The following is a 19,359-nucleotide window of genomic DNA, read 5'->3' on the forward strand; positions in this document are numbered from 1 at the left end:
AACCGGCCTCGGACTCACCCACTTCGAAGGCCGCAACTGGACCGGCTGGCACCGCCACGTCACCCTGGTCACCGCCGCCCACCTCTTCCTCACCGAACTCCGCCTCCACAGCCCAAAAGCAGCTGGGGCGGCCTAACCCTCAACAAGATCCTCACCGAACTCCAGGTCCTGCTGGCCACCTGGACAGGCCGATGCCCCACCTGCCACCAACGACCACCATGACGAACTAACAAAGTCCTACTAGTGCCAGGTCACGTCCAACACCCCGATGTCGTCCCGGGTGCCGGCGCGCTAGCCGGGTGTGACGGCCGCCCAGTCCAGGGTCACCTCGCCGAGGCGCCATCTGCGGCGGTTGTCCCGCACCGGCCAGTCCTGTCTCAGGAGTGCGACGGCCTCCGTCCAGCGAGCCCGTGGACCGAAGTTGGCGAACGGCGCCGCACGCGCCCAGCAGCGGTCCAGCGCCGTGAACAGCGCATGCACCCGCTCACCCGGCACGTTCCGGTGGATCAGCACCTTCGGCAACCGCTCCGCCAGGTCGGACGGGACAGCCAGGTCGGCAGGCCTGCACGCCAACGTGATCGTCAACGGCCCGGCCGCGTCCAGTGTGACCCAGCAGCAGCGCCGGCCCAGTTCGTCACACGTGCCCTCCACCAGCAGCCCACCCGGGCCGAGCCGCGACGTGATGGTCGTCCACGCGGCCGCGACCTCCGCCTCCTCGTACTGGCGCAGCACGTTGAACGCCCGCACCAGCGCCGGCCGCGTCCCACCCAGCTCGAACCCGCCCCGCCGGAAGTCCAGCCGCGGCGGATCGGCGGCCGGCAGTGCCGCGTCCACGCGCTCCTGGTCGATCTCCAGCCCGAGGACCCGCACGTCCGGCCGGACCGACGCGAGCCGGCGCGCCAGCTCGATCGTCGTCACCGGGGTCGCGCCGTAGCCGAGGTCCACGACCAGTGGGTCGGCGGCGCCGGCGAGGGCCCTGGCGACCCACGGCGTGCCGGTCAGCCAGCGGTCGGACCGTCGCAGCCGGTTCGGGTTGGTGGTGCCGCGGGTCGGGTTGCCCAGCGGCTTCGCGGAGCGCGCACCGGACCCGGCTAGGCGCGCTCGGCCAGCCACTTCTCGGCGTACTCCGCCTCGGCGGCCAGCAGCTTGGTGACCTGCTCGGCGACGACCTTCTCGATCTTCCCGCCGATCAGCGGGATGCTGACCTTGACCTCCGCGCTGACCACCAGCTCCGTGCCGTCGCCCTTCGACGCGAGGCGGCCGCGCGACTTGATCTCGGCCGGCACGCCGTTGATCGTGGCCCGCCCCGCCGACTCGCGGCCCTGCCAGCGTTCCTCCCGCTCCACGATCAGGTCGCCGCTCAGGATCGACCGGACCGCGCCGGGCAGACGGTTGGCGTCGACGCCCTGGCGCAGCTTGTAGGCCGCGCCGTCGGCGCTGGTCCGGTGGTCGAGCAGCGCCGCGCCCTTGCCGCCGATGTCCCGCAGGCGGGCGGTGAGAAACGCCTCGTCGACCAGCGTCGAGTAGACGGTGTCGACGGGCGCGGCGAGGGTCGCGCGGTGCTCGAAGCGGCTCGGCATGAACGGGAGGTTACCGTTGCTCCCCATGACGAGCCTCCCCCTCGCCGCGGTGCCACTCTCCGGGTACACGACCCTGCGTGTCGGCGGCCCTGCCACCCGGTTCGTGTCGGCCGAGTCCGCCGAGGAGGTCGTGACCGCGATCCGGGAGACCCGCGACCGCCTCCTCGTGCTGGGTGGCGGCTCCAACCTGGTCATCGCCGACAAGGGCTTCGACGGCACGGTCGTGCGCGTCGCCAACCGTGGCAGCAAGATCGACTCCCTGGGCGACGGCCGCGTGGCGCTGACCGTCGAGGCTGGTGAGGACTGGGACGCGGTCGTCCGGCAGACCGTGGAGGCCGGGCTCGGCGGGTTGGAGTGCCTGTCGGGCATCCCCGGCTCGGTTGGCGCGACGCCGGTGCAGAACGTGGGCGCGTACGGCGTGGAGATCGGCCAGCTGCTGATCTCGGTGGACCTGCTCGACCGCGCGTCCGGCGAAGTCCGCACGCTCGCGGCCGATGAGCTGGCGCTGGGCTACCGGACGAGCATGCTGAAGAACACCGAACGCGCGGTGGTCCTGCGTGTCCGGTTCGAGCTGGCCGACGGCGGCATGTCCGCGCCGATCCGGTACACCGAGCTGGCCCGTGTTCTCGGTGTGCGGCAGGGAAAGCAGGTGCCGGCCCCGGACGCGCGGGCGGCGGTGCTTGAGCTGCGGCGGGGCAAGGGGATGGTCCTGGACCCGGACGACCACGACACGTGGAGCGTGGGCTCGTTCTTCACGAACCCGGTGGTCACGGAGGCGGACCTGCCCGCGGTGCTCGAACGGATCGCGTCGGTCGTCGGCGCGGAGACGCCGGTGCCGCAGTACCCGGCGGGCGTGGGCACGTCGAAGCTGTCGGCGGCGTGGCTGATCGAACGTGCCGGCTTCGCGAAGGGCTACCCGGGCGCGGACGCCCCGGTGGCGCTGTCGAGCAAGCACACCCTGGCCCTCACCAACCGGGGCCACGCGACGACGTCGGAGATCCTCGCCCTGGCAAGGGAGGTCCGCGACGGCGTGCACACGACGTTCGGCGTCACCCTGGCCGCGGAGCCGGTGCTGGTGGGCTGCACGCTCTAGCCGTCGAGAGCCGAGCTCACTCCCGGTGCACCCGCGACGCCGACGCCTGGGCCCGCGGCTTCATCACGATCTGGTCCAGGTTCACGTGCGACGGCCTGGTGACCGCGAACGTCACCACCTCCGCCACATCGTCCGCGGTCAGCGGCGTCAGTCCGGAGTACACCCCGTCCGCCCGTGCCGCGTCGCCCTCGAAGCGGACCAGCGAGAACTCCGTCTCCACCAGGCCCGGCAGCACCTCGGTGAACCGCACCGGCTCGCCGAGCAGCTCACCGCGCAACGTCCGGTGCAACGCCGACTGGGCGTGCTTGGCGCTCGTGTAGCCGGCGCCGTTGTCGTACACCTCGGCGGCCGCCACCGACGTGATGGTCACCACATGTCCGTCGCCCGATGCCACCAGGGCCGGCAGCAGGGCCTTCGTCACGCGCAGGGTGCCCATGACGTTCGTCTCCCACATCCAGCGCCAGTGGTCCTCGTCGGCGGAGGCCACCGGAGCCAGGCCCATGGCGCCGCCCGCGTTGTTCACCAGCACCCGGCACGGGCCCGCTGCCTCGACGAACGCGGTCACCGACGCGGGATCGGTCACGTCCAGCGGCAGGGCCACGCCGTCGATCGCGGCGGCCAGCTCGGTCAGGCGGTCCATCCGGCGCGCACCCAGAACCACCCGGAATCCGGCCTTCGCCAGGTGTCTCGCGGTGGCGGCGCCGATTCCCGAGCTCGCACCGGTAACAATCGCTGTGCCGAGGTTGTTCACGTTGACGATCCTCTCTCCGTGGGTAACCGACCCGCAGAGCGGGCCTCCGGTGACGACAGTCACACTTTCGGAGGCACACCCCTGACGGCGGTGGGGCGTCCTTAACCACTAGAGGGACTTAGCTAGGTCGGAGGTTGAACGGTGAGATCCGGACGGCGGTTGATGGGTACGGCCACGATGTTGGTCACCGCCATCGCCATGCTCGCGTCCTGTACGTCGACGGAGGGCGGGAGCGCCAATCCCGTCGACAAGAAGGAGATGCCGGCCAAGATCGCCTTCGCGCCCGCGAACGGCGCGAAGGACGTCGCGGTGACCGAGCCCGTCAAGGTCACCGCGTCCGGTGGTGACCTGACCGTGGTGACGGTCACGAACGCCGAGGGCGCGCCGATCAAGGGAGCGATCGCCGCGGACAAGAAGAGCTGGGCCAGCGGCGAGGTCCTCGGCTACGGCAAGACCTACAGCTACACGGCCACCGCCAAGAACGCGAAGGGCAAGGAGACCACCGAGAAGGGCTCCTTCACCACGCTGAACCCCGGCTCGACGCCCCGCGCGACGATCAACCCGAGCGACAACGCCACGGTCGGCGTCGGCATGCCGGTCAGCATCAAGTTCCCCGAGGGTGGCCCCACGAAGGAGGAGCGGGCAGCCGTCGAGAAGGCGCTCAACGTGCAGACCTCGCAGCCCGTCGAAGGCTCGTGGGCCTGGATCAGCAAGAGCCAGGTCGACTGGCGGCCCAAGGCGTACTGGCCGGCGAACACGCAGGTCACGGTCACCGCGAAGCTGTACGGCCTGGCCTACGGCGGCGGCGCGTACGGCAAGGCCGACCTGTCGACGAGCTTCACCATCGGCCGCAACCAGGTCGTGAAGATCCACACGCCGGACCACGTGATGAACGTCTACCGCGACGGCAACCTGACCGCGAGCTACCCGTCCAGCAACGGTCTCGACGGCGACCCGGACCGCACGACGCCGAACGGCACCGTGATCGTCATGGAGAAGGACCCGGTCGGCGACTTCTCGAACCCGAAGTACGGGTACACGAACGTGATGAAGAAGTGGGCCGTCCGCATCTCCAACCACGGCGAGTTCATCCACGAGAACAACGACAACGCGGCCAACATCGGCAAGAAGAACAGCTCGCACGGCTGCGTGAACCTGCTCGAGAACGACGCCAAGTCCTACTTCGACAGCGCGTTGATCGGCGACCCGGTGGAGATCACCGGCTCGGTGGCCAACTACCCGACCACCTCGGACGTGTTCGACTGGCTCATCTCGTGGGACCAGTGGAAGACCATGTCGGCGCTGAGCTGAGCAGGAGCGGGAGCGGAGGAGCCTCCCGCCGGACTGACCGAGGAGCGGGCTCGCGAGCGAGGAACGAGCGTCGAGCCCGCGACGAGGGAAGGAGGCGGCCAGGCGGATGAGCGAAGCGACCAGATCCACGCAGCACCAACTCAGGGGCGCCGAGGGGGTGCGCATAGCGGTTCGAGCCGTCGGCGACCCCCAGGCGCCGCCCATCGTGTTCGTGCACGGTTGGGCGTCGTCGAGCAGGGCCTGGTCGGCGCAGCTGACCGACCTGGAGCTGGCGGCCCGGCACCGGCTCATCGCCGTCGACCTGCGTGGCCACGGCGCCTCGGACGTGCCGGTCAGCGGTTACGACCGGGCGGCGACCTGGGCGGACGACATCGCGGCCGTGCTGGCCTACGCCGGCCGGCCCGCGGTGCTCGTCGGCTGGTCCTACGGCGGCCTCGTCCTCACCGACTACCTGCGGGAACGCCGCAGCGCCGGGGTCGCGGGCCTGGTGCTGGTCGGCGCGCTGACCGAGCTGGGCCGGGATCGCCCCGGCGGCGCGGTCGGCGGCGCCTGGGACGGCATCATGCGGGAGTCGGTGTCCGACGACCCGGACGAGGCCGTGCCCGCGCTGACCACGCTCGCGAAGCGGATGACGACGACCCCGCGGCCCGGTCCGGACCTCCAGCGGCACGTCGGCGAGATGCTCTCGGTGCCGCCGAGTGTGCGGAAAGCCCTGTTCAGGCGGGATGTCGGCAGTGCGGAGGTGCTGGCGGGCGTCGACGTGCCCACGCTGATCCTGCACGGGACCGAGGACGCGGTCGTGGCGCCGAGCAGCGCCGAGTACTCGGCCGGGAAGATTCCGGGCGCGGTCGTGCGTTGGTTCTCATCAGTAGGACATCTGCCGTTCACAGAACGTCGTGAGGAGTTCGACGCGGCCCTGCTCGAGTTCGCGGGGTCGACCGCTACCAACTGAGTCGGGGGTCCGTGTGTCGGTCCTAGATGGGTCCGTCGTGAGGCTGCGCAGGCTGCCCCGGCGGGTGGCCGTGCTGTCCCTGCACACGTCGCCGCTGGAGCAACCCGGCACCGGCGACGCGGGCGGCATGAACGTCTACATCACCCAGACCGCCACGAGAATGGCCAGGCAGGGCATCGCGGTCGAGGTCTTCACCCGGGCCACCTCCTCCGACCTGCCGCCGACCGCCGAGCTGGCGCCCGGCGTGCTGGTCCGGCACGTGACCGCCGGTCCGTACGAGGTGCTCGCCCGCGACGAACTGCCCGCGCAGCTGTGCCCGTTCACCGCAGGCGTGCTGCGGGCCGAGGCCCGGCACGAGCCCGGCTACTACGACCTCGTGCACTCGCACTACTGGCTGTCCGGGCAGGTCGGGTACCTGGTGCGGGACCGCTGGGGCGTGCCGCTGGTGCACTCCGCGCACACGCTCGCGAAGGTCAAGAACGCCGCGCTGGCCGAGGGGGACACCCCGGAGCCGCGGCTGCGGGAGATCGGCGAGCAGCAGGTGGTCGACGAGGCCGACCAGCTGATCGCCAACACCGACGTGGAGGCCGCGCAGCTCCTCGACCTGTACGGGGCGTCGGTGGACAAGGTGCACACGGTCGCGCCGGGGGTGGACCTGGACATGTTCCGGCCGGGGTCACGGCTGGCGGCCCGGCAGGCGCTCGGCCTCTCGCCGTCCTCGGTCGTGCTGGCGTTCGTCGGCCGGATCCAGCCCCTGAAGGCGCCTGACGTGCTGTTGCGCGCCGCGGCCGAGCTGGTCGCGCATGGTTCGGTCGACCGGTCGCGGCTGGTCGTCGTGATCGTCGGCGGACCGTCCGGGACCGGGCTCGAGGCGCCCACGGCCCTGCAGGAGTTGGCCTCCTCGCTCGGCATCGCGGACGTCGTCCGGTTCCTGCCGCCGCGCCGCGGCATGGCCCTGCGCGACGTGTACCTGGCGGCCGACGTCGTCGCGGTCCCGAGCCACAACGAGTCGTTCGGGCTGGTCGCGCTGGAGGCGCAGGCATGTGGCACGCCGGTGGTCGCCGCCGCGGTCGGCGGGCTGCCGGTGGCGGTGGCGAACGGCCGGTCCGGGCTGCTGGTCGCCGGACACCGGGCCGAGACGTGGGCGTCCGCGCTGGTCTCGGCGCTGCGGTCGCGTCCGCTGCTGGCACAGGGCGCCGTCGCGCACGCACGGGAGTTCTCGTGGGACCGTACGACCGACGCGCTGGTGGCGGGATATGCCGACGCCGCGAACGCGTTCCGGCGGGCGGTCTTCGAGGCGGAGGTGGCGGTGTGACGGAACGGCCGGAGCGAGGGGTGGCCGAGGTGATCGAGGCCTTTCTCGCCGAGCGGGAGCTGAAGTACACCTCGCCGGGCGCGGGGCGGTATTTCGTGACGCTGCCCGGGACCAAGAAGCTGCAGACCAACGTGTGGCTGCGGGTGAACCCGCACGCGCTGGTGGTCGAGGCGTTCGTGTGCCGGCGCCCGGACGAGGCACACGAGGACGTGTACCGGTTCATGCTGCGCCGGAACGCTCGTCTGTACGGGGTGGCGTACACAGTGGATCAGCTGGGCGACATCTACCTGGTCGGGCGGGTCTCGCACGTGACGGACGACGAGCTGGACCGGCTGCTCGGCCAGGTCCTGGAGGCCGCGGACGGCGACTTCAACACTCTGCTGGAGATCGGTTTCGCGACGTCGATCCGCCGGGAGTACGAATGGCGGGTGTCCCGCGGGGAGTCCCTGGCGAACCTGAAGGCGTTCGAGCACATGCTGACGCCTTCGGGGAAGGTTTGATTTTGTATGCACACGGGGTTCGCGGAGCGGCTTGGGCGAGGGGGGAGTCGCGATCCCAAGCCGCCCCGCGTTTAGGTTCCCGCCGCGTCGGAGCCCTGAGCGGGGGGCACCCTGGGATTCCGGGCGGGGTACGGCTCGGCAGGGGAGACGAGCCGTACTGCTGCCCTCCCGGATCAGGGAGTGCGTGGGAGCTGATCCGCAAGGGCTCCGTCAACCTGTCAGAAGTCGCGCGGTTACACAAGGCCACTGTTCAATACGCGAAGGGGTAATCGCGCTCCGTAGGTAACTATTAGGTCACGAACCTTACTGGCCAGTTCAACACAGCGTTGTTCGGAGCACTTAGCTTGGCCCGAACGGTCGTCACGTCCGTGGGCGCTGAAGTGCAGCTTGTGCTGGTCTGGCAGGCTGCTGGGCATGTCTGGATCGATTTCGGTCGGAACCCTGATCCTGCTCCGCCACGGCGAGAGCGAATGGAACGCGGAAAACCTGTTCACCGGCTGGGTTGACGTCCCCCTGTCGACCAAGGGCCAGGCGGAGGCCCGGCGCGGGGGTGAGTTGCTTCGTGAGACTGGCTTGCTGCCCGACATCGTGCACACCTCGGTGCTGCGCCGGGCCATCGCGACGGCGAACATCGCACTGGACGTCGCCGACCGCCACTGGATCCCCGTGAAGCGCGACTGGCGCCTCAACGAGCGGCACTACGGTGCGTTGCAGGGGAAGAACAAGAAGCAGACGCTCGAGGAGTTCGGCGAGGAGCAGTTCATGCTCTGGCGCCGCTCCTACGACACCCCGCCCCCGCCGATCGAGCCGGACGCGGAGTTCTCGCAGGAGGGCGACCCTCGGTACGCCGGCGCGGAGATTCCCCGGACGGAGTGCCTGAAGGACGTGGTCGCCCGCATGCTCCCGTACTGGGAGTCGGCCGTGATCCCGGACCTGCGCGCCGGCAGGACGGTCCTGCTGGCCGCCCACGGCAACTCACTGCGCGCCCTCGTGAAGTACCTGGACCGCATCTCGGACGACGCGATCGCCGGCCTGAACATCCCGACCGGCATCCCACTCCGCTACGACCTCAACGACCAACTGGAGCCCCTGAACCCGGGCGGCACCTACCTCGACCCCGAACAAGCGGAAAAAGCCGCCGCCGCCGTAGCGAACCAGGGCCGCTAACCCCGCGAGTCCCGCGTTCACCCACACCGAGTCCCGCGTTCACACACACCGAGTCCCGCGTTCACACACACCGAGTTGCGGTTCGTGCACACCAGACCTGCACGAAACCGCAACTCGTACTGTTCGATCGCGGGACTCGCTAGGTTTGAACGCGGGACTCGCGGTTAGAGGAGGCCCAGGTCGCGGGCTCGCATGCCTGCCTGGAAGCGGGACTCGGCGCCTAGCGCGGTCATCAGCTCCGCCACGCGCCGTCGGTACGTCCGTACGCCCAGGCCGAGCGTTCGTGCGGCCGTCTCGTCCTTGCAGCCCGACGCCAGCAGCTCCAGGACCCGCGGTGCAAGCGACCGCAGCTCCGCGTACCGGGCGTCGTACACAGCCAGATCCGTTGCCGACCGCCAGGCCGCGTCGAACAGGGACAGGACGTTCTGGACCACCGCGGGCGCCGTCACCACCCCGTAGCTCCGCTGGCCGTCCCGCAGGTCCCCCGCGAGGATCGCGAACCGGCGGTCGATGATGATCGTCTCGTTCAGGTCGTCCGTGGTGATGCGGATCTCGGCGGCACGCCGCCGCGACACGGTCCGCATGTGCTGCGCCGTCGACGGGTTCAGCAGCGCCGCCGGTTGGTAGACCTTCCGCAGCCGGGGCATCGACACCGGCTCGGTTGGCGGCCGGGTCGTCGCGAAGGTGTTCAGGTCCTTCGCCGCACAGAAGATCTCGCTGGCCGTCGCGAACAGGTGGGACGTCCGCGCGAACAGCTCCTCCTCGCCGTGGACGACGTCAGCGTTCATACGGCAAGTCTTCCCGAGCGGCACCGCGGTCGCCAATGTCGGCAGGAAGTTGCCAAAACCGGCGGCCGGAACGCGCCGACAGCAGGCTGGAACCCATGACAAACGCAAGCGCTGCCGGCACCTGGCGGCTCGGCGACCGTACCGTCAACCGGCTCGGGTTCGGGGCCATGCGGCTCATGGCCAGGGCGGACGGCACGCCCAGTGACCGTGCCACGGCCATCGAGGTCCTCCAGAAGGCCGTCGAGCTCGGTGTCAACCACATCGACACCGCCGCCTTCTACTTCTCCAACCTCCGCTCCGCCAACGAGCTGATCAACACCGCGCTGAGCCCGTACCCGCGGGACCTGGTCATCACCACCAAGGTCGGCCCGGGCCGCGACCTGGAGTCCAACTTCGTCCGGGCGACCACCAAGGGCCAGCTCCGCGGACAGGTCGAGGAGAACATCCGCCAGCTCGGCCTCGACCACCTCGAGGTCGTCAACCTCCGCATCGGCGAGGGGCTCGAACGCGGCACGACCCCGCTCAGGGACCGCTTCGAGGCGCTGGCCGAGCTTGCCCAGGAGGGTCTCATTCGGCACCTCGGCATCTCCAACGTCGGCCCCGAGCACCTGAAGGAGGCCATCGACATCGCACCGGTCGTGTGCGTCCAGAACCAGTACGGACTCACCACCCGCCGCGAGGACGACGCGCTCATCGAGCTGTGCGCGGCCAACGACGTCGCCTTCGTCCCGTTCTTCGCCGTCGGGGGAGTTCCCGGCGGGCCGCCGGACGAGACCGAGGCGGACGTGATCGCCGAGGTCGCCGCCGCGCACGACGCCACGCCGGCCCAGATCCGGCTCGCCTGGACACTCCACAAGGGACCGAACGTCCTCGCCATCCCCGGCACCGGCAACCCGGCCCATCTGGCGGAGAACGTCGCGGCGGCCGGGTTGCGGCTGACCGACGAGGAGATGTCCCGCTTGGACACGATCAGGTGAACGCGGGCTTGCGCCAGGACGAACAACGCCCCTGTTAGGTGTCGGGACAATCACCTATGCCCGTGGCGCACTGGCCCGCGGCACCCCTGACCTGCTTACGATTCGCCCGTGACCGACTTGGTCTGGACATTCCTGACAGCCGGTGCTTTGGTCGTCGGCCTCGTGGCCGGTGTGGGAATCGCCGGGGCACGACACCGGTCGGCGGCGCAGCCTCCGGCCGGTCCGACCATTTCGGTGCTACTCCAGCGGCTGGTCTTCTCCGCGCACAACGCGATCGTCATCCTGAACCAGTTCGGCGACGTCGTGCAGCACAACCGGCGCGCCGAGGAACTGGGTGTGGTCCGCAACCGCCGCGTCGACAACCACACCAAGAAGGCCGCCGAGCTGGCCAAGGAGACCGGTGAGCCGGTCGAGATCGAGCTGCGGCCGCAGGAGCGTGCCTTCGGCCGCGGCCCGGAGGCCGTCCGCGGGGAGATCCGCCCGCTCGGCGACGGCTTCCTGGTCGTGGACGCGGCCGACGAGTCCGAGGCGGTCCGCCTGGAGGCCACCCGGCGCGACTTCGTGGCCAACGTCAGCCACGAGCTGAAGACCCCGGTCGGCGCGATGGCGCTGCTGGCCGAGGCCGTGCTGAACGCGGCGGACGACCCGGCGGCCGTCCGCCGCTTCACCACGAAGATCCTCCACGAGGCGACCCGCCTCGGCACGCTCGTCACCGAGCTCATCGCGCTGTCCCGCCTCCAGGGCGCCGAGCGCCTGCCCGAGCTGAACGCGGTGGACGTCGACGCGGTCGTGCGGGATGCCCTCGGCCGCGCGAAGTTGGCCGCGGAGAGCACCGGCATCGACATCGCCACCGACACCGACAGCGCACTGCTCGTCGAGGGAGACCGGACGTTGCTGGTCACGGCCCTCGCGAACCTCCTGGAGAACGCACTCGCGTACTCCCAGCCGGGCAGCCCGGTCTCGATCAGCCGCCGCCGCGTCGGCGAGTTCGTGGAGATCTCCGTCACCGACCGGGGCATCGGCATCCCGGAGGACGAGCAGCAACGTGTCTTCGAGCGGTTCTACCGGCTCGACAAGGCCCGCTCGCGGGCCACCGGCGGCACCGGTCTCGGGCTCGCCATCGTCAAGCACGTCGCCGCCAACCACGGCGGCGAGGTCAAGCTGTGGAGCCGGCCGGGCACCGGGTCCACGTTCACGCTGCGCATCCCCGCCCATTCCAACTCCAGCGGTGTCAACAGCACAGGAGGAAAGCAGTGACCAGGGTGCTGATCGTCGAGGACGAGGAGTCGTTCGCCGACCCGCTCGCTTTCCTGCTGCGCAAGGAGGGCTTCACGGCCGCCGTCGCGAGTACCGGCCAGCAGGCGCTGGAGGAGTTCGACCGCAACGGCGCGGACATCGTGCTGCTCGACCTGATGCTGCCGGGGATGAGCGGCACCGACGTGTGCAAGGCGCTGCGCCAGCGCTCGACCGTGCCGGTGATCATGGTCACGGCCCGGGACAGCGAGATCGACAAGGTCGTCGGTCTGGAGATCGGCGCGGACGACTATGTGACGAAGCCGTACTCGGCCCGTGAGCTGATCGCCCGGGTCCGCGCCGTGCTGCGCCGCGGGGGTGAGTCCGGCGACGGCGAGCTGCTGCCGCAGGTACTCGCCGCTGGCCCGGTCCGGATGGACGTCGCACGGCACGTGGTGACCGTCGACGGCACCGAGATTCCGCTGCCGCTGAAGGAGTTCGACCTGCTCGAGTACCTCCTGCGCAACGTCGGGCGGGTGCTCACCCGCGGGCAGCTGATCGACCGGGTGTGGGGGGCGGACTACGTCGGCGACACCAAGACGCTGGACGTCCATGTCAAGCGGCTGCGGTCCAAGATCGAGCCCGACCCGGCCTCGCCGCGCCACCTCGTGACCGTGCGTGGGCTGGGCTACAAGTTCGAATCGTGACGGAAACCCTTCCCTAACCGCGACCTACAGGTAATCTCTCGCCTCGTGCGCCTTGGGGTCTTGGACGTTGGGTCCAACACCGTCCACCTTCTTGTCGTGGACGCGCATCGTGGCGCGCACCCGATGCCGGCCAGCTCGCGGCGTTCGGTGCTGCGGCTGGCCGAGCGGCTGACCGGCGCGGGCGACCTCTCCGCGGAGGGGGTGGACGACCTCGTCAGCTCGGTCGCCGACGCCAAGAAGTCGGCCGCCAAGCTGGGTTGCGAGGACCTCATGGCCTTCGCGACCTCGGCGGTTCGCGACTGCGGCAACGTGACCGACGTGCTGGCCAGGGTCCGCGACGAGACGGGTGTCGAGCTGAAGGTGCTCACCGGCAAGGACGAGGCGAAGCTGACCTTCCTCGCCGCCCGCCGGTGGCTCGGCTGGTCCGCCGGCCGGCTGCTCGTCCTCGACATCGGCGGCGGCTCCCTGGAGCTCGGGATCGGCATCGACGAGGCACCCGACTACGCCAAGTCGGTCCCGTTCGGGGCCGGCCGGATCAGCCGGGAGCGGTTCGCGGGCGACCCGCCGACCCGCACCGAGATCACCGAGACCTCGGCGTGGCTGGCCGACCAGCTCGCGCCGGTGGCGCGGAAGGTCGCCAAGCACGGTGACCCGGACCGTGTGGTGGCCACGTCGAAGACCTTCCGGACGCTCGCCAGGCTGACCGGGGCCGCGCCGTCGACGGCCGGTCCACGGGTGCGGCGGGTGCTTACCCAGGCGGGGTTGCGGCAGCTCATCGCGTTCGTCTCCAGGATGAGTGCCGCCGATCTGGCCGAGCTGGAGGGCGTCAGCGCGAGCCGCGCGCACCAGCTCGTCGCCGGCGCGCTGGTGGCGCAGGCCACGTTGCACGCGCTGGACCTGCCGGAGCTGGAGATCTGTCCATGGGCGCTGCGTGAGGGAGTCATCCTGCGGCGGCTCGACCAGGCTGATGGGGAGTAGCCGTGATGCACGACGAGGACCTCACCGGGGGCCATTCATAATGTGGTTCGCACGTTACGAATATGAGAGCCCTTCGGGCGTCGCCGCTGGACGAATCGGCCGGCGCCGGGCACGGTGGAGTCGATGAGTCACGAAGGCGGACCAGAGCAGCCTCAGCGGACGGTCGCGGAGCTGCTCGCGAAGTACGGCGCCGACGCGGGCAACCAGCCCCGGCGCCGTCGTCGGCGTGCGGACGACATGGGCGACACCGGCGCTCAGCAGATCATCGACCGGGTGATGTCGGAGTCCGGCGAGATGCAGGCCATCCGCGACGACATGCCGCCGCCGGAGCGCACGTCGCACCGCAGGGGCGCCGAACGCAGTGGCTACCAGCGGCAGATCACGCCGCGTGGCGGGACACCGGGCCAGCAGTCGTCGCAGCGCATACCGAGACCGCTGCCTCCACAGCCCTCACAGCAGATGCCGCGGCCGCAGCCCGCGCCGTCCCCCGGCCCCGGCCAGCAGTCGTCCAGCCGGATGCCGTCCGGCTTCACCGGACGGGTCGAGCCGCCCCCGGTGCGCGACCAGCCACCGCCCCGTCCCGCACCGCAGCCGTCGCGGCAGATGCCGCGCCCGCAGCCGTCCCAGCGCATGCCCATGCCGCCGCCCCCCGGCGGCACCCGGGACCGTTCGGGCATCCGCTCGCGGCTGGACGGGGACCTGGCGCCGCCCGTCTCCCCTCCGCTGCCCACGCCGCCGTCCATGGCCGGCCCGTCGGCGGAGACGACCGAGGAGCTGCCCAGGGTGCCCGGCCGCGTCCCGGTGGACGGCTCGATGTCCGGGCGCCGCCCGATGCCGCCGGCCGACGTCCCGACGCAGTACGCGCCGGCCTACGACCCGTACGCGGAGCCGGAGGAGAGCGGCTACCGCAACGCGTACCCGCCGGCCGACCCGGACGAGCGGTACGACACCGGCGAGCGGTCCTACCCGGGCGACCGCTACGACTCGGCCCAGTACGACAACCTGCTCGACGACGACGACCTGCGCCGCGACCGCGACAGGGACCGCGACAGGGACGACCTCGACGATCTCGACGAGCTGGAGGACCTCGAGGACGACGACCTCGACGGCGACCGCGAGCGCTCGCCGGTGCGGGAATGGCTGATCATGCTCGCCCAGCTCGCGCTGGGTGTCATCGGCGGCGCCGCGGTCTGGCTCGGGTTCAACTGGCTGTGGGGCTTCCTGCCCGCGGCCGCGCTGGTGGTGGCGCTGGTCGTGACCACCGGCCTGGTGCTGATCGTCCGGAAGATCCGCAAGGCGGAGGACCTGCAGACCACCGTGCTGGCCGTGCTGGTGGGCCTGGTCGTCACCGTGTCGCCGGCGGCGTTGCTGCTGCTGAACCGCTGACGTGACCGTTCGGGTCGGGCTGTCGACCGCGTCGGTGTGGCCACGCACGGCCTCCACGGCGTTCGAGCTGGCGGCCCAGCTCGGTTACGACGGCGTCGAGGTGATGGTCTGGGCGGATCCCCTGAGCCAGGACCCGGTGGCGCTGCGGCGGCGGTCACGGCAGTTCGGCGTGCCGGTCATGGCGGTGCACGCGCCGTGCCTGCTGATCACGCAGCGGGTGTGGTCGCCGCTGCCGGAGGAGCGCCTGCGCCGCTCGGTGGCGGCCGCGGTCGAGCTGGGGGCGCCGACGGTCGTGATCCACCCGCCGTTCCGCTGGCAGCGCCGGTACGCCGACGGCTTCGCCGACCTGGTCGCGGAGCTGGAAGACTCGTCCGGCATCGCGATCGCGGTGGAGAACATGTTCCCGGTGCGCCGTTTCGGCCGCCAGGTGACCGCGTTCGACCCGTCGATCGACCCGACGGACGTGGGCTACCGCAACTACACCCTGGACCTGTCCCACACGGCGGCGGCGGGCGAGGACGCGATGGCCCTGCGCCGCCGCATGGGCAACGCGCTCCACCACGTCCACCTGGCCGACGGCACCGGCCTCCCCCGCGACGAGCACCTGGTCCCGGGCCGCGGCACCCAGCCGTGCGCACAGGTCTGCGAGTCGGTGACCGACTTCACCGGCCAGGTGGTCGTGGAGATCAACACCCGCCGGGCCAGGACCGGCCCAGAACGCACCAAGGACCTGGCCGAGTCCCTCCTCTTCGCCCGCCTGCACCTGGGCCAGTAACCCGCGAGTCCCGCGTTCACACACCCCGAGTCCCGCGTTCACACACCCCGAGTCGCGGTTTCGTGCACACGGCCGCCCGGCCGGCACCCGGAGCCGGCCGCACGATCGACATCGCGCCCACACACGCGCTGAGCTGGCACGCGAGACGACCGAGCCGCACACCACCCAAGGGTTGGCGGCTGCCCGTAGAGTCCCGTCCGTGCACCCCTTACGCAGCCTCATCTTGGCCGCGGCCGGCAACGACGTGATCCGCCGGCTGGTCGCGACCGCTCCGGTGAGCCGGGATGTCGTCCGGCGGTTCGTGGCCGGTGAGGCCACCGCCGACGCGCTCACCGTCACCAGGAAACTCGTTGACCAGGGACTCAACGTCACCCTCGACTACCTCGGTGAGGACACGACCGACAAGGCGCTGGCCGAGCAGACCGTCGAGGCCTACCTGGACCTGCTCGACGGCCTCCAGCGCGAGGGCCTGGCGAAGCACGCCGAGGTCAGCGTCAAGCTGTCGGCCGTGGGCCAGGCGTTCGACGAGGCGCTCGCCCTCGAGAACGCCGGGCGCATCTGCGCGCGCGCCGAGCAGGCCGGCACCACGGTCACCCTCGACATGGAGGACCACACCACCACCGACTCGACCCTGCGGGTCCTCGGTGACCTGCGCGCGACCTGGCCGTGGGTCGGCGCGGTGCTCCAGTCGTACCTGCACCGCACCGAGCTGGACTCGGCCCGCCTGTCCGGCGACGGCTCACGGGTGCGGCTGTGCAAGGGCGCCTACGCCGAGCCGCCGGAGGTCGCCTTCGCGGAACCGCACCAGGTCGACCTCGGCTACGTGCGGTGCGCGAACGTCCTCCTGCGTGGCGACGGCTTCCCCATGTTCGCCACCCACGACCCCCGACTCGTCGAGATCATCGGCACTCGTGCGGAGGCGCTCGGCAGAAAGCCGGGCAGCTTCGAGTTCCAGATGCTGTACGGCATCAGACCGGACGAGCAACTGCGGCTCGCTGGTCGAGGACACACCGTGCGCGTGTACGTTCCTTACGGCGTGCAGTGGTACGGCTACCTCATGCGCAGGCTCGCCGAGCGCCCCGCGAACACCGCGTTCTTCTTGCGTGCCTTGGTATCCCGCAGGTGATCAAGAATCTGACGGCATTCTCTGATCAAGATCCCGAGAACGTGGCAGGGTAATAATCATGAGCAGTCTTGCGGGTCATGGCGACGCGCGCGCCGGGCACGGTTCGGCCGGGCCGTTCACCACCGCGTCACGCGTCCGCCCGCTCGGCGACGGCACGTTCGCCGCCACGCTGTCCAGCCCATGGACCATCGCCGGCAAGCCCCATGGCGGCTTCCTGGTGGCCCTGCTGGCCCGTGCGGGGGTCGCGTCGGCCGGCGGCGCCCCGGCGGCCGACCCGTTGACGGTGAGCGCCCAGTTCCTGCGTGCGCCCGAGCTGGGCCCGGTGCTGATCCGCACCGAGGTCCGCAAGAGCGGCCGGCAGACGACGGTCGTGGGCGTGCAGCTGGAGCAGCGCGGTCAGTCGTGCGTGGAGGGTGTGGTGACGACGGGCCGGTTGCCACGCGAGCGGGCGGCGTGGTCGGACCTGCCGAACCTGCCGTCCGAGCCACCGGGCAACGCACTGGACCTGGCGGCGCTGCCGATGGCCTCGGTGTTCCGCCTGACCGAGGGCTGCGACGTGCGCCTGGACCCGAACGGCGCCGGCTTCCTGCACGGCCAGACGAACGACCCGCCCCGGCTGCGGCTGTGGGCGAGGCCGAGGAACGAACAGGTTGACCCGTTCTTCGCGTTGCTGGTGGGCGACATCTCGCCACCGGTGACGTTCAACCTCGGCCGCTTCGGCTGGTCCCCGACGGTCCAGATGACCGGGCTGCTCCGCTCTCGCCCCGCCCCGGGCTGGCTACGCGTCCAGGTCGACTGCAAGGCCGTCCACGGCGCGTGGTTCGACGCCGACGCGACGGTCGTGGACGCCACGGGACGCCTCGTCTGCCAGTCCCGCCAGCTGGCGTTGTCGGCGAAGCCCTAGCCGGCGCCGCTTACGGGAGGTCGTCGTCCTTCCCGGTGGTTCGTGGCAGCCGGTCGACGACCGCCTTGGCGCGGACGAGGTCGAGGCCGGTCTCCTCGCGGACGACCTTCACCGCGTGGACGATCTCGCCGCGGGCCACCAGGTCACGGGCCCGGCCCAGTGTTTCCTCACCCACCTCCGAAAGCACGACCGGTGGCTGGGGTCGGTGGCGCACGCTCAGGAACACCACCAGCATCAGCACGACACCGAGCAGGAAACCGAGGACGAAGGCAGTACCGGTCGACATGCCTGGAGACGCTAGCGTGGCACGCTGTCCCGCATGACAGATTCCATCGCGGTGCTCGGGGCCGGGAAGATCGGGGAGGCACTCCTCTCCGGGCTGCTCTCCGGCGGCCGCCGGGTCGACGAGCTCATGTTCACCGAACGTCACCCCGAGCGGGCTGCCGAGCTGACCACTCGCTACGGCCTCCCCGCCGTCGACGTCGCCACGGCGGCCAAGACGGCCACCGTGCTCGTCGTGGCCGTGAAGCCGCAGGACATCGAGCCGCTGCTGGACGAGCTGACGCCCTACGCCACCCGCGACACACTCGTCGTCTCGCTCTGCGCGGGCCTGCCCACCAGCCTGTACGAGCGGCGGCTCAGCGAGGGCGTGCCCGTCGTCCGGGTGATGCCCAACACGCCGATGGTCGTCGGGGAGGCCATGTCCGCCATCTCGCCCGGGCGGCACGCCACCAACGACCACCTCAGGACGGTCGAGGAGCTGCTCTCGGTCGTCGGCCAGGTCGTGCGGGTGCCGGAGTCGCAGCAGGACGCCGTGACCGCCCTGTCCGGCTCCGGTCCCGCCTACTTCTTCTACCTGGTCGAGGCCATGATCGACGCCGGGATCCTGCTCGGCCTGCCGCGCGCGGTCGCCGAGAAGCTGATCATCCAGTCGGCCGTCGGCGCCGCCGCCATGCTGGCCAGGACCGGCGAGCACCCGGTCATCCTCCGCGAGGCGGTGACCTCGCCGGCCGGCACGACGATCATGGCCATCCGCGAGCTGGAGAAGCACGGCGTCCGGGCCGCGCTGCTCGCCGCGATCGAGGCCGCGCGGGACCGGTCGCAGGAGCTGGGGAAGGCGCACGACCCGAAATGATCAAAAATTCGTGGCGCGTGGCATCGCATCAGTCACACCAGTCCCGCTAGTCTCGGGAGTAGCACGTGCGTGTCGATACCGTCGGTGGGGAAGCCGGCGGCGCGACACGTGTCGAAGGACGCGGTGAGCATGCCGGCGAACAGGAAAGAACCGGAGCCACCTGGTCTCGCACAGGTGCAGTTCCTGACCGTGGCCGAGGTGGCCACCATGATGCGAGTTTCGAAGATGACGGTGTACCGCCTGGTGCACAACGGCGAGCTGCCCGCGGTACGGGTCGGCAAGTCGTTCCGGGTACCCGAGCAGGCGGTGCACGACTACCTGCGTAGTGCCTATTTCGACGCCGGCTAGGTGGCCGGTGCCGAGCGTCCCATGACGCCCAGGTAATCTTGATGCCCGTTGCCTGGTGTCATGGGGCGCGTCCGTTACCGGACCTGTTTGGTCGAGATGGTCGCTGCTGTCCAGGTAGACCCGACCACCGATGAAGCAGAGGTTCCGCATGGGCTCGGTCATCAAAAAGCGCCGCAAGCGCATGTCCAAGAAGAAGCACCGCAAGCTGCTCCGGAAGACCCGCGTGCAGCGTCGCAAGCTGAAGAAGTAACGCCGATTGGTGGGTGTCCGCCAAACGGGTGACATCCACCAAAACAGCGTGTGACCTGCGTTAACTACTCGTTGCCGGCGACG

The 19,359-nt window shown here is 70.6% G+C and carries 22 protein-coding genes and 1 pseudogene; 18 read left to right on the plus strand and 5 right to left on the minus strand.

Annotated features, from left to right (window positions below):
* A pseudogene (locus VET29_RS20365) lies at positions 1 to 136 on the plus strand (IS701 family transposase); the annotation flags it as partial.
* Between the two features lie 155 nt (positions 137 to 291).
* Here VET29_RS20365 and VET29_RS20370 read toward each other — a convergent pair.
* The gene (locus tag VET29_RS20370) at positions 292 to 1,113 is read right to left on the minus strand and encodes a class I SAM-dependent methyltransferase (protein ID WP_324922761.1); all 822 of its coding nucleotides are present in this window, start codon (positions 1,111 to 1,113) and stop codon (positions 292 to 294) included.
* On the minus strand, positions 1,092 to 1,607 hold the full coding sequence (locus tag VET29_RS20375; RefSeq protein ID WP_324922766.1) for a DUF2505 domain-containing protein: 516 nt from the start codon (positions 1,605 to 1,607) through the stop codon (positions 1,092 to 1,094). Before VET29_RS20375 ends, VET29_RS20370 begins: the two co-directional genes overlap by 22 nt.
* On the opposite strand from VET29_RS20375, the gene VET29_RS20380 reads away from it, so the two are divergent.
* Positions 1,606 to 2,673 carry a UDP-N-acetylmuramate dehydrogenase gene (locus VET29_RS20380; protein WP_324922768.1) on the plus strand — a complete coding sequence of 356 codons (1,068 nt, stop codon included), beginning with the start codon at positions 1,606 to 1,608 and terminating at the stop codon, positions 2,671 to 2,673. The genes VET29_RS20375 and VET29_RS20380 overlap by 2 nt on opposite strands.
* Positions 2,674 to 2,689: 16 nt before the next feature.
* Here VET29_RS20380 and VET29_RS20385 read toward each other — a convergent pair whose 3' ends face one another.
* Entirely contained in the window at positions 2,690 to 3,403 is a 714-nt protein-coding gene (locus VET29_RS20385) for an SDR family NAD(P)-dependent oxidoreductase (RefSeq protein ID WP_414636544.1), read from the minus strand.
* Positions 3,404 to 3,586: 183 nt separating this feature from the next.
* On the opposite strand from VET29_RS20385, the gene VET29_RS20390 reads away from it, so the two are divergent.
* From VET29_RS20390 to VET29_RS20410, 5 genes are all read left to right on the plus strand, one after another.
* Positions 3,587 to 4,735, plus strand: coding sequence for a L,D-transpeptidase (locus tag VET29_RS20390; RefSeq protein WP_324922891.1), 1,149 nt, complete (start codon positions 3,587 to 3,589; stop codon positions 4,733 to 4,735).
* A 106-nt stretch (positions 4,736 to 4,841) separates the two neighbouring features.
* Positions 4,842 to 5,687, plus strand: a complete 846-nt coding sequence (locus tag VET29_RS20395; RefSeq protein WP_324922771.1) for an alpha/beta hydrolase — start codon at positions 4,842 to 4,844, stop codon at positions 5,685 to 5,687.
* Between the two features lie 37 nt (positions 5,688 to 5,724).
* Positions 5,725 to 7,002: a D-inositol-3-phosphate glycosyltransferase gene (gene mshA / locus VET29_RS20400; RefSeq protein ID WP_324922775.1), complete on the plus strand. Its 1,278-nt coding sequence runs from the start codon at positions 5,725 to 5,727 to the stop codon at positions 7,000 to 7,002.
* 29 nt (positions 7,003 to 7,031) lie between these two features.
* Complete coding sequence (locus VET29_RS20405) at positions 7,032 to 7,502, plus strand: YbjN domain-containing protein (RefSeq protein ID WP_324922893.1); 471 nt, start codon at positions 7,032 to 7,034, stop codon at positions 7,500 to 7,502.
* Between the two features lie 414 nt (positions 7,503 to 7,916).
* Positions 7,917 to 8,669: a phosphoglyceromutase gene (locus VET29_RS20410; protein WP_324922780.1), complete on the plus strand. Its 753-nt coding sequence runs from the start codon at positions 7,917 to 7,919 to the stop codon at positions 8,667 to 8,669.
* Between the two features lie 164 nt (positions 8,670 to 8,833).
* On the opposite strand, the gene VET29_RS20415 is transcribed toward VET29_RS20410, so the two are convergent.
* Positions 8,834 to 9,457 (minus strand): DNA-binding response regulator, encoded by a 624-nt coding sequence (locus tag VET29_RS20415; protein WP_324922784.1) that lies wholly within the window; start codon positions 9,455 to 9,457, stop codon positions 8,834 to 8,836.
* A 95-nt stretch (positions 9,458 to 9,552) separates the two neighbouring features.
* On the opposite strand from VET29_RS20415, the gene VET29_RS20420 reads away from it, so the two are divergent.
* From VET29_RS20420 to VET29_RS20455, 8 genes are all read left to right on the plus strand, one after another.
* On the plus strand, positions 9,553 to 10,434 hold the full coding sequence (locus VET29_RS20420) for an oxidoreductase (RefSeq protein WP_324922786.1): 882 nt from the start codon (positions 9,553 to 9,555) through the stop codon (positions 10,432 to 10,434).
* A 108-nt stretch (positions 10,435 to 10,542) separates the two neighbouring features.
* Complete coding sequence (locus VET29_RS20425) at positions 10,543 to 11,691, plus strand: sensor histidine kinase (RefSeq protein ID WP_324922789.1); 1,149 nt, start codon at positions 10,543 to 10,545, stop codon at positions 11,689 to 11,691.
* Entirely contained in the window at positions 11,688 to 12,374 is a 687-nt protein-coding gene (locus VET29_RS20430; protein WP_324922791.1) for a response regulator transcription factor, read from the plus strand. The genes VET29_RS20425 and VET29_RS20430 overlap by 4 nt, the downstream gene beginning before the upstream one ends.
* Positions 12,375 to 12,419: 45 nt before the next feature.
* The gene (locus VET29_RS20435; RefSeq protein ID WP_324922793.1) at positions 12,420 to 13,352 is read left to right on the plus strand and encodes a Ppx/GppA phosphatase family protein; all 933 of its coding nucleotides are present in this window, start codon (positions 12,420 to 12,422) and stop codon (positions 13,350 to 13,352) included.
* 123 nt (positions 13,353 to 13,475) lie between these two features.
* The gene (locus VET29_RS20440) at positions 13,476 to 14,738 is read left to right on the plus strand and encodes a hypothetical protein (RefSeq protein ID WP_324922796.1); all 1,263 of its coding nucleotides are present in this window, start codon (positions 13,476 to 13,478) and stop codon (positions 14,736 to 14,738) included.
* Between the two features lies 1 nt (position 14,739).
* Positions 14,740 to 15,513 carry a sugar phosphate isomerase/epimerase gene (locus VET29_RS20445; protein ID WP_324922798.1) on the plus strand — a complete coding sequence of 258 codons (774 nt, stop codon included), beginning with the start codon at positions 14,740 to 14,742 and terminating at the stop codon, positions 15,511 to 15,513.
* 199 nt (positions 15,514 to 15,712) lie between these two features.
* The gene (locus VET29_RS20450; protein WP_324922800.1) at positions 15,713 to 16,639 is read left to right on the plus strand and encodes a proline dehydrogenase family protein; all 927 of its coding nucleotides are present in this window, start codon (positions 15,713 to 15,715) and stop codon (positions 16,637 to 16,639) included.
* A 58-nt stretch (positions 16,640 to 16,697) separates the two neighbouring features.
* Entirely contained in the window at positions 16,698 to 17,543 is an 846-nt protein-coding gene (locus tag VET29_RS20455; RefSeq protein ID WP_324922802.1) for a thioesterase family protein, read from the plus strand.
* A 10-nt stretch (positions 17,544 to 17,553) separates the two neighbouring features.
* Here the strand turns inward: VET29_RS20455 and VET29_RS20460 are convergent, their stop codons facing one another.
* Positions 17,554 to 17,829, minus strand: coding sequence for a hypothetical protein (locus tag VET29_RS20460; protein ID WP_324922805.1), 276 nt, complete (start codon positions 17,827 to 17,829; stop codon positions 17,554 to 17,556).
* Between the two features lie 33 nt (positions 17,830 to 17,862).
* Here VET29_RS20460 and proC point away from each other — a divergent pair, with 33 nt between their 5' ends.
* From proC to VET29_RS20475, 3 genes are all read left to right on the plus strand, one after another.
* Complete coding sequence (gene proC, locus VET29_RS20465) at positions 17,863 to 18,678, plus strand: pyrroline-5-carboxylate reductase (RefSeq protein ID WP_324922808.1); 816 nt, start codon at positions 17,863 to 17,865, stop codon at positions 18,676 to 18,678.
* 129 nt (positions 18,679 to 18,807) lie between these two features.
* The gene (locus tag VET29_RS20470; RefSeq protein WP_133905697.1) at positions 18,808 to 19,026 is read left to right on the plus strand and encodes a helix-turn-helix domain-containing protein; all 219 of its coding nucleotides are present in this window, start codon (positions 18,808 to 18,810) and stop codon (positions 19,024 to 19,026) included.
* 148 nt (positions 19,027 to 19,174) lie between these two features.
* Positions 19,175 to 19,276, plus strand: a complete 102-nt coding sequence (locus VET29_RS20475; RefSeq protein WP_018684825.1) for a 30S ribosomal protein bS22 — start codon at positions 19,175 to 19,177, stop codon at positions 19,274 to 19,276.
* Positions 19,277 to 19,359 lie beyond the last annotated feature (83 nt).

Source organism: Actinophytocola sp., assembly GCF_035634895.1.
In the GTDB taxonomy this organism is placed as follows: Bacteria; Actinomycetota; Actinomycetes; order Mycobacteriales; family Pseudonocardiaceae; genus Actinophytocola.

Excerpts from the sequence above, each read along its gene's own strand:
- VET29_RS20380 (WP_324922768.1), top strand. The coding sequence starts at position 1,606 with ATGACGAGCCTCCCCCTCGCCGCGGTGCCACTCTCCGGGTACACGACC.
- VET29_RS20375 (WP_324922766.1), bottom strand. The coding sequence starts at position 1,607 with ATGGGGAGCAACGGTAACCTCCCGTTCATGCCGAGCCGCTTCGAGCAC.
- VET29_RS20390 (WP_324922891.1), top strand. The coding sequence starts at position 3,587 with ATGGGTACGGCCACGATGTTGGTCACCGCCATCGCCATGCTCGCGTCC.
- VET29_RS20395 (WP_324922771.1), top strand. The coding sequence starts at position 4,842 with ATGAGCGAAGCGACCAGATCCACGCAGCACCAACTCAGGGGCGCCGAG.
- VET29_RS20410 (WP_324922780.1), top strand. The coding sequence starts at position 7,917 with ATGTCTGGATCGATTTCGGTCGGAACCCTGATCCTGCTCCGCCACGGC.
- VET29_RS20415 (WP_324922784.1), bottom strand. The coding sequence starts at position 9,457 with ATGAACGCTGACGTCGTCCACGGCGAGGAGGAGCTGTTCGCGCGGACG.
- VET29_RS20420 (WP_324922786.1), top strand. The coding sequence starts at position 9,553 with ATGACAAACGCAAGCGCTGCCGGCACCTGGCGGCTCGGCGACCGTACC.
- VET29_RS20440 (WP_324922796.1), top strand. The coding sequence starts at position 13,476 with ATGAGTCACGAAGGCGGACCAGAGCAGCCTCAGCGGACGGTCGCGGAG.
- VET29_RS20455 (WP_324922802.1), top strand. The coding sequence starts at position 16,698 with ATGAGCAGTCTTGCGGGTCATGGCGACGCGCGCGCCGGGCACGGTTCG.
- VET29_RS20460 (WP_324922805.1), bottom strand. The coding sequence starts at position 17,829 with ATGTCGACCGGTACTGCCTTCGTCCTCGGTTTCCTGCTCGGTGTCGTG.
- proC (WP_324922808.1), top strand. The coding sequence starts at position 17,863 with ATGACAGATTCCATCGCGGTGCTCGGGGCCGGGAAGATCGGGGAGGCA.
- VET29_RS20470 (WP_133905697.1), top strand. The coding sequence starts at position 18,808 with ATGCCGGCGAACAGGAAAGAACCGGAGCCACCTGGTCTCGCACAGGTG.
- VET29_RS20475 (WP_018684825.1), top strand. The coding sequence starts at position 19,175 with ATGGGCTCGGTCATCAAAAAGCGCCGCAAGCGCATGTCCAAGAAGAAG.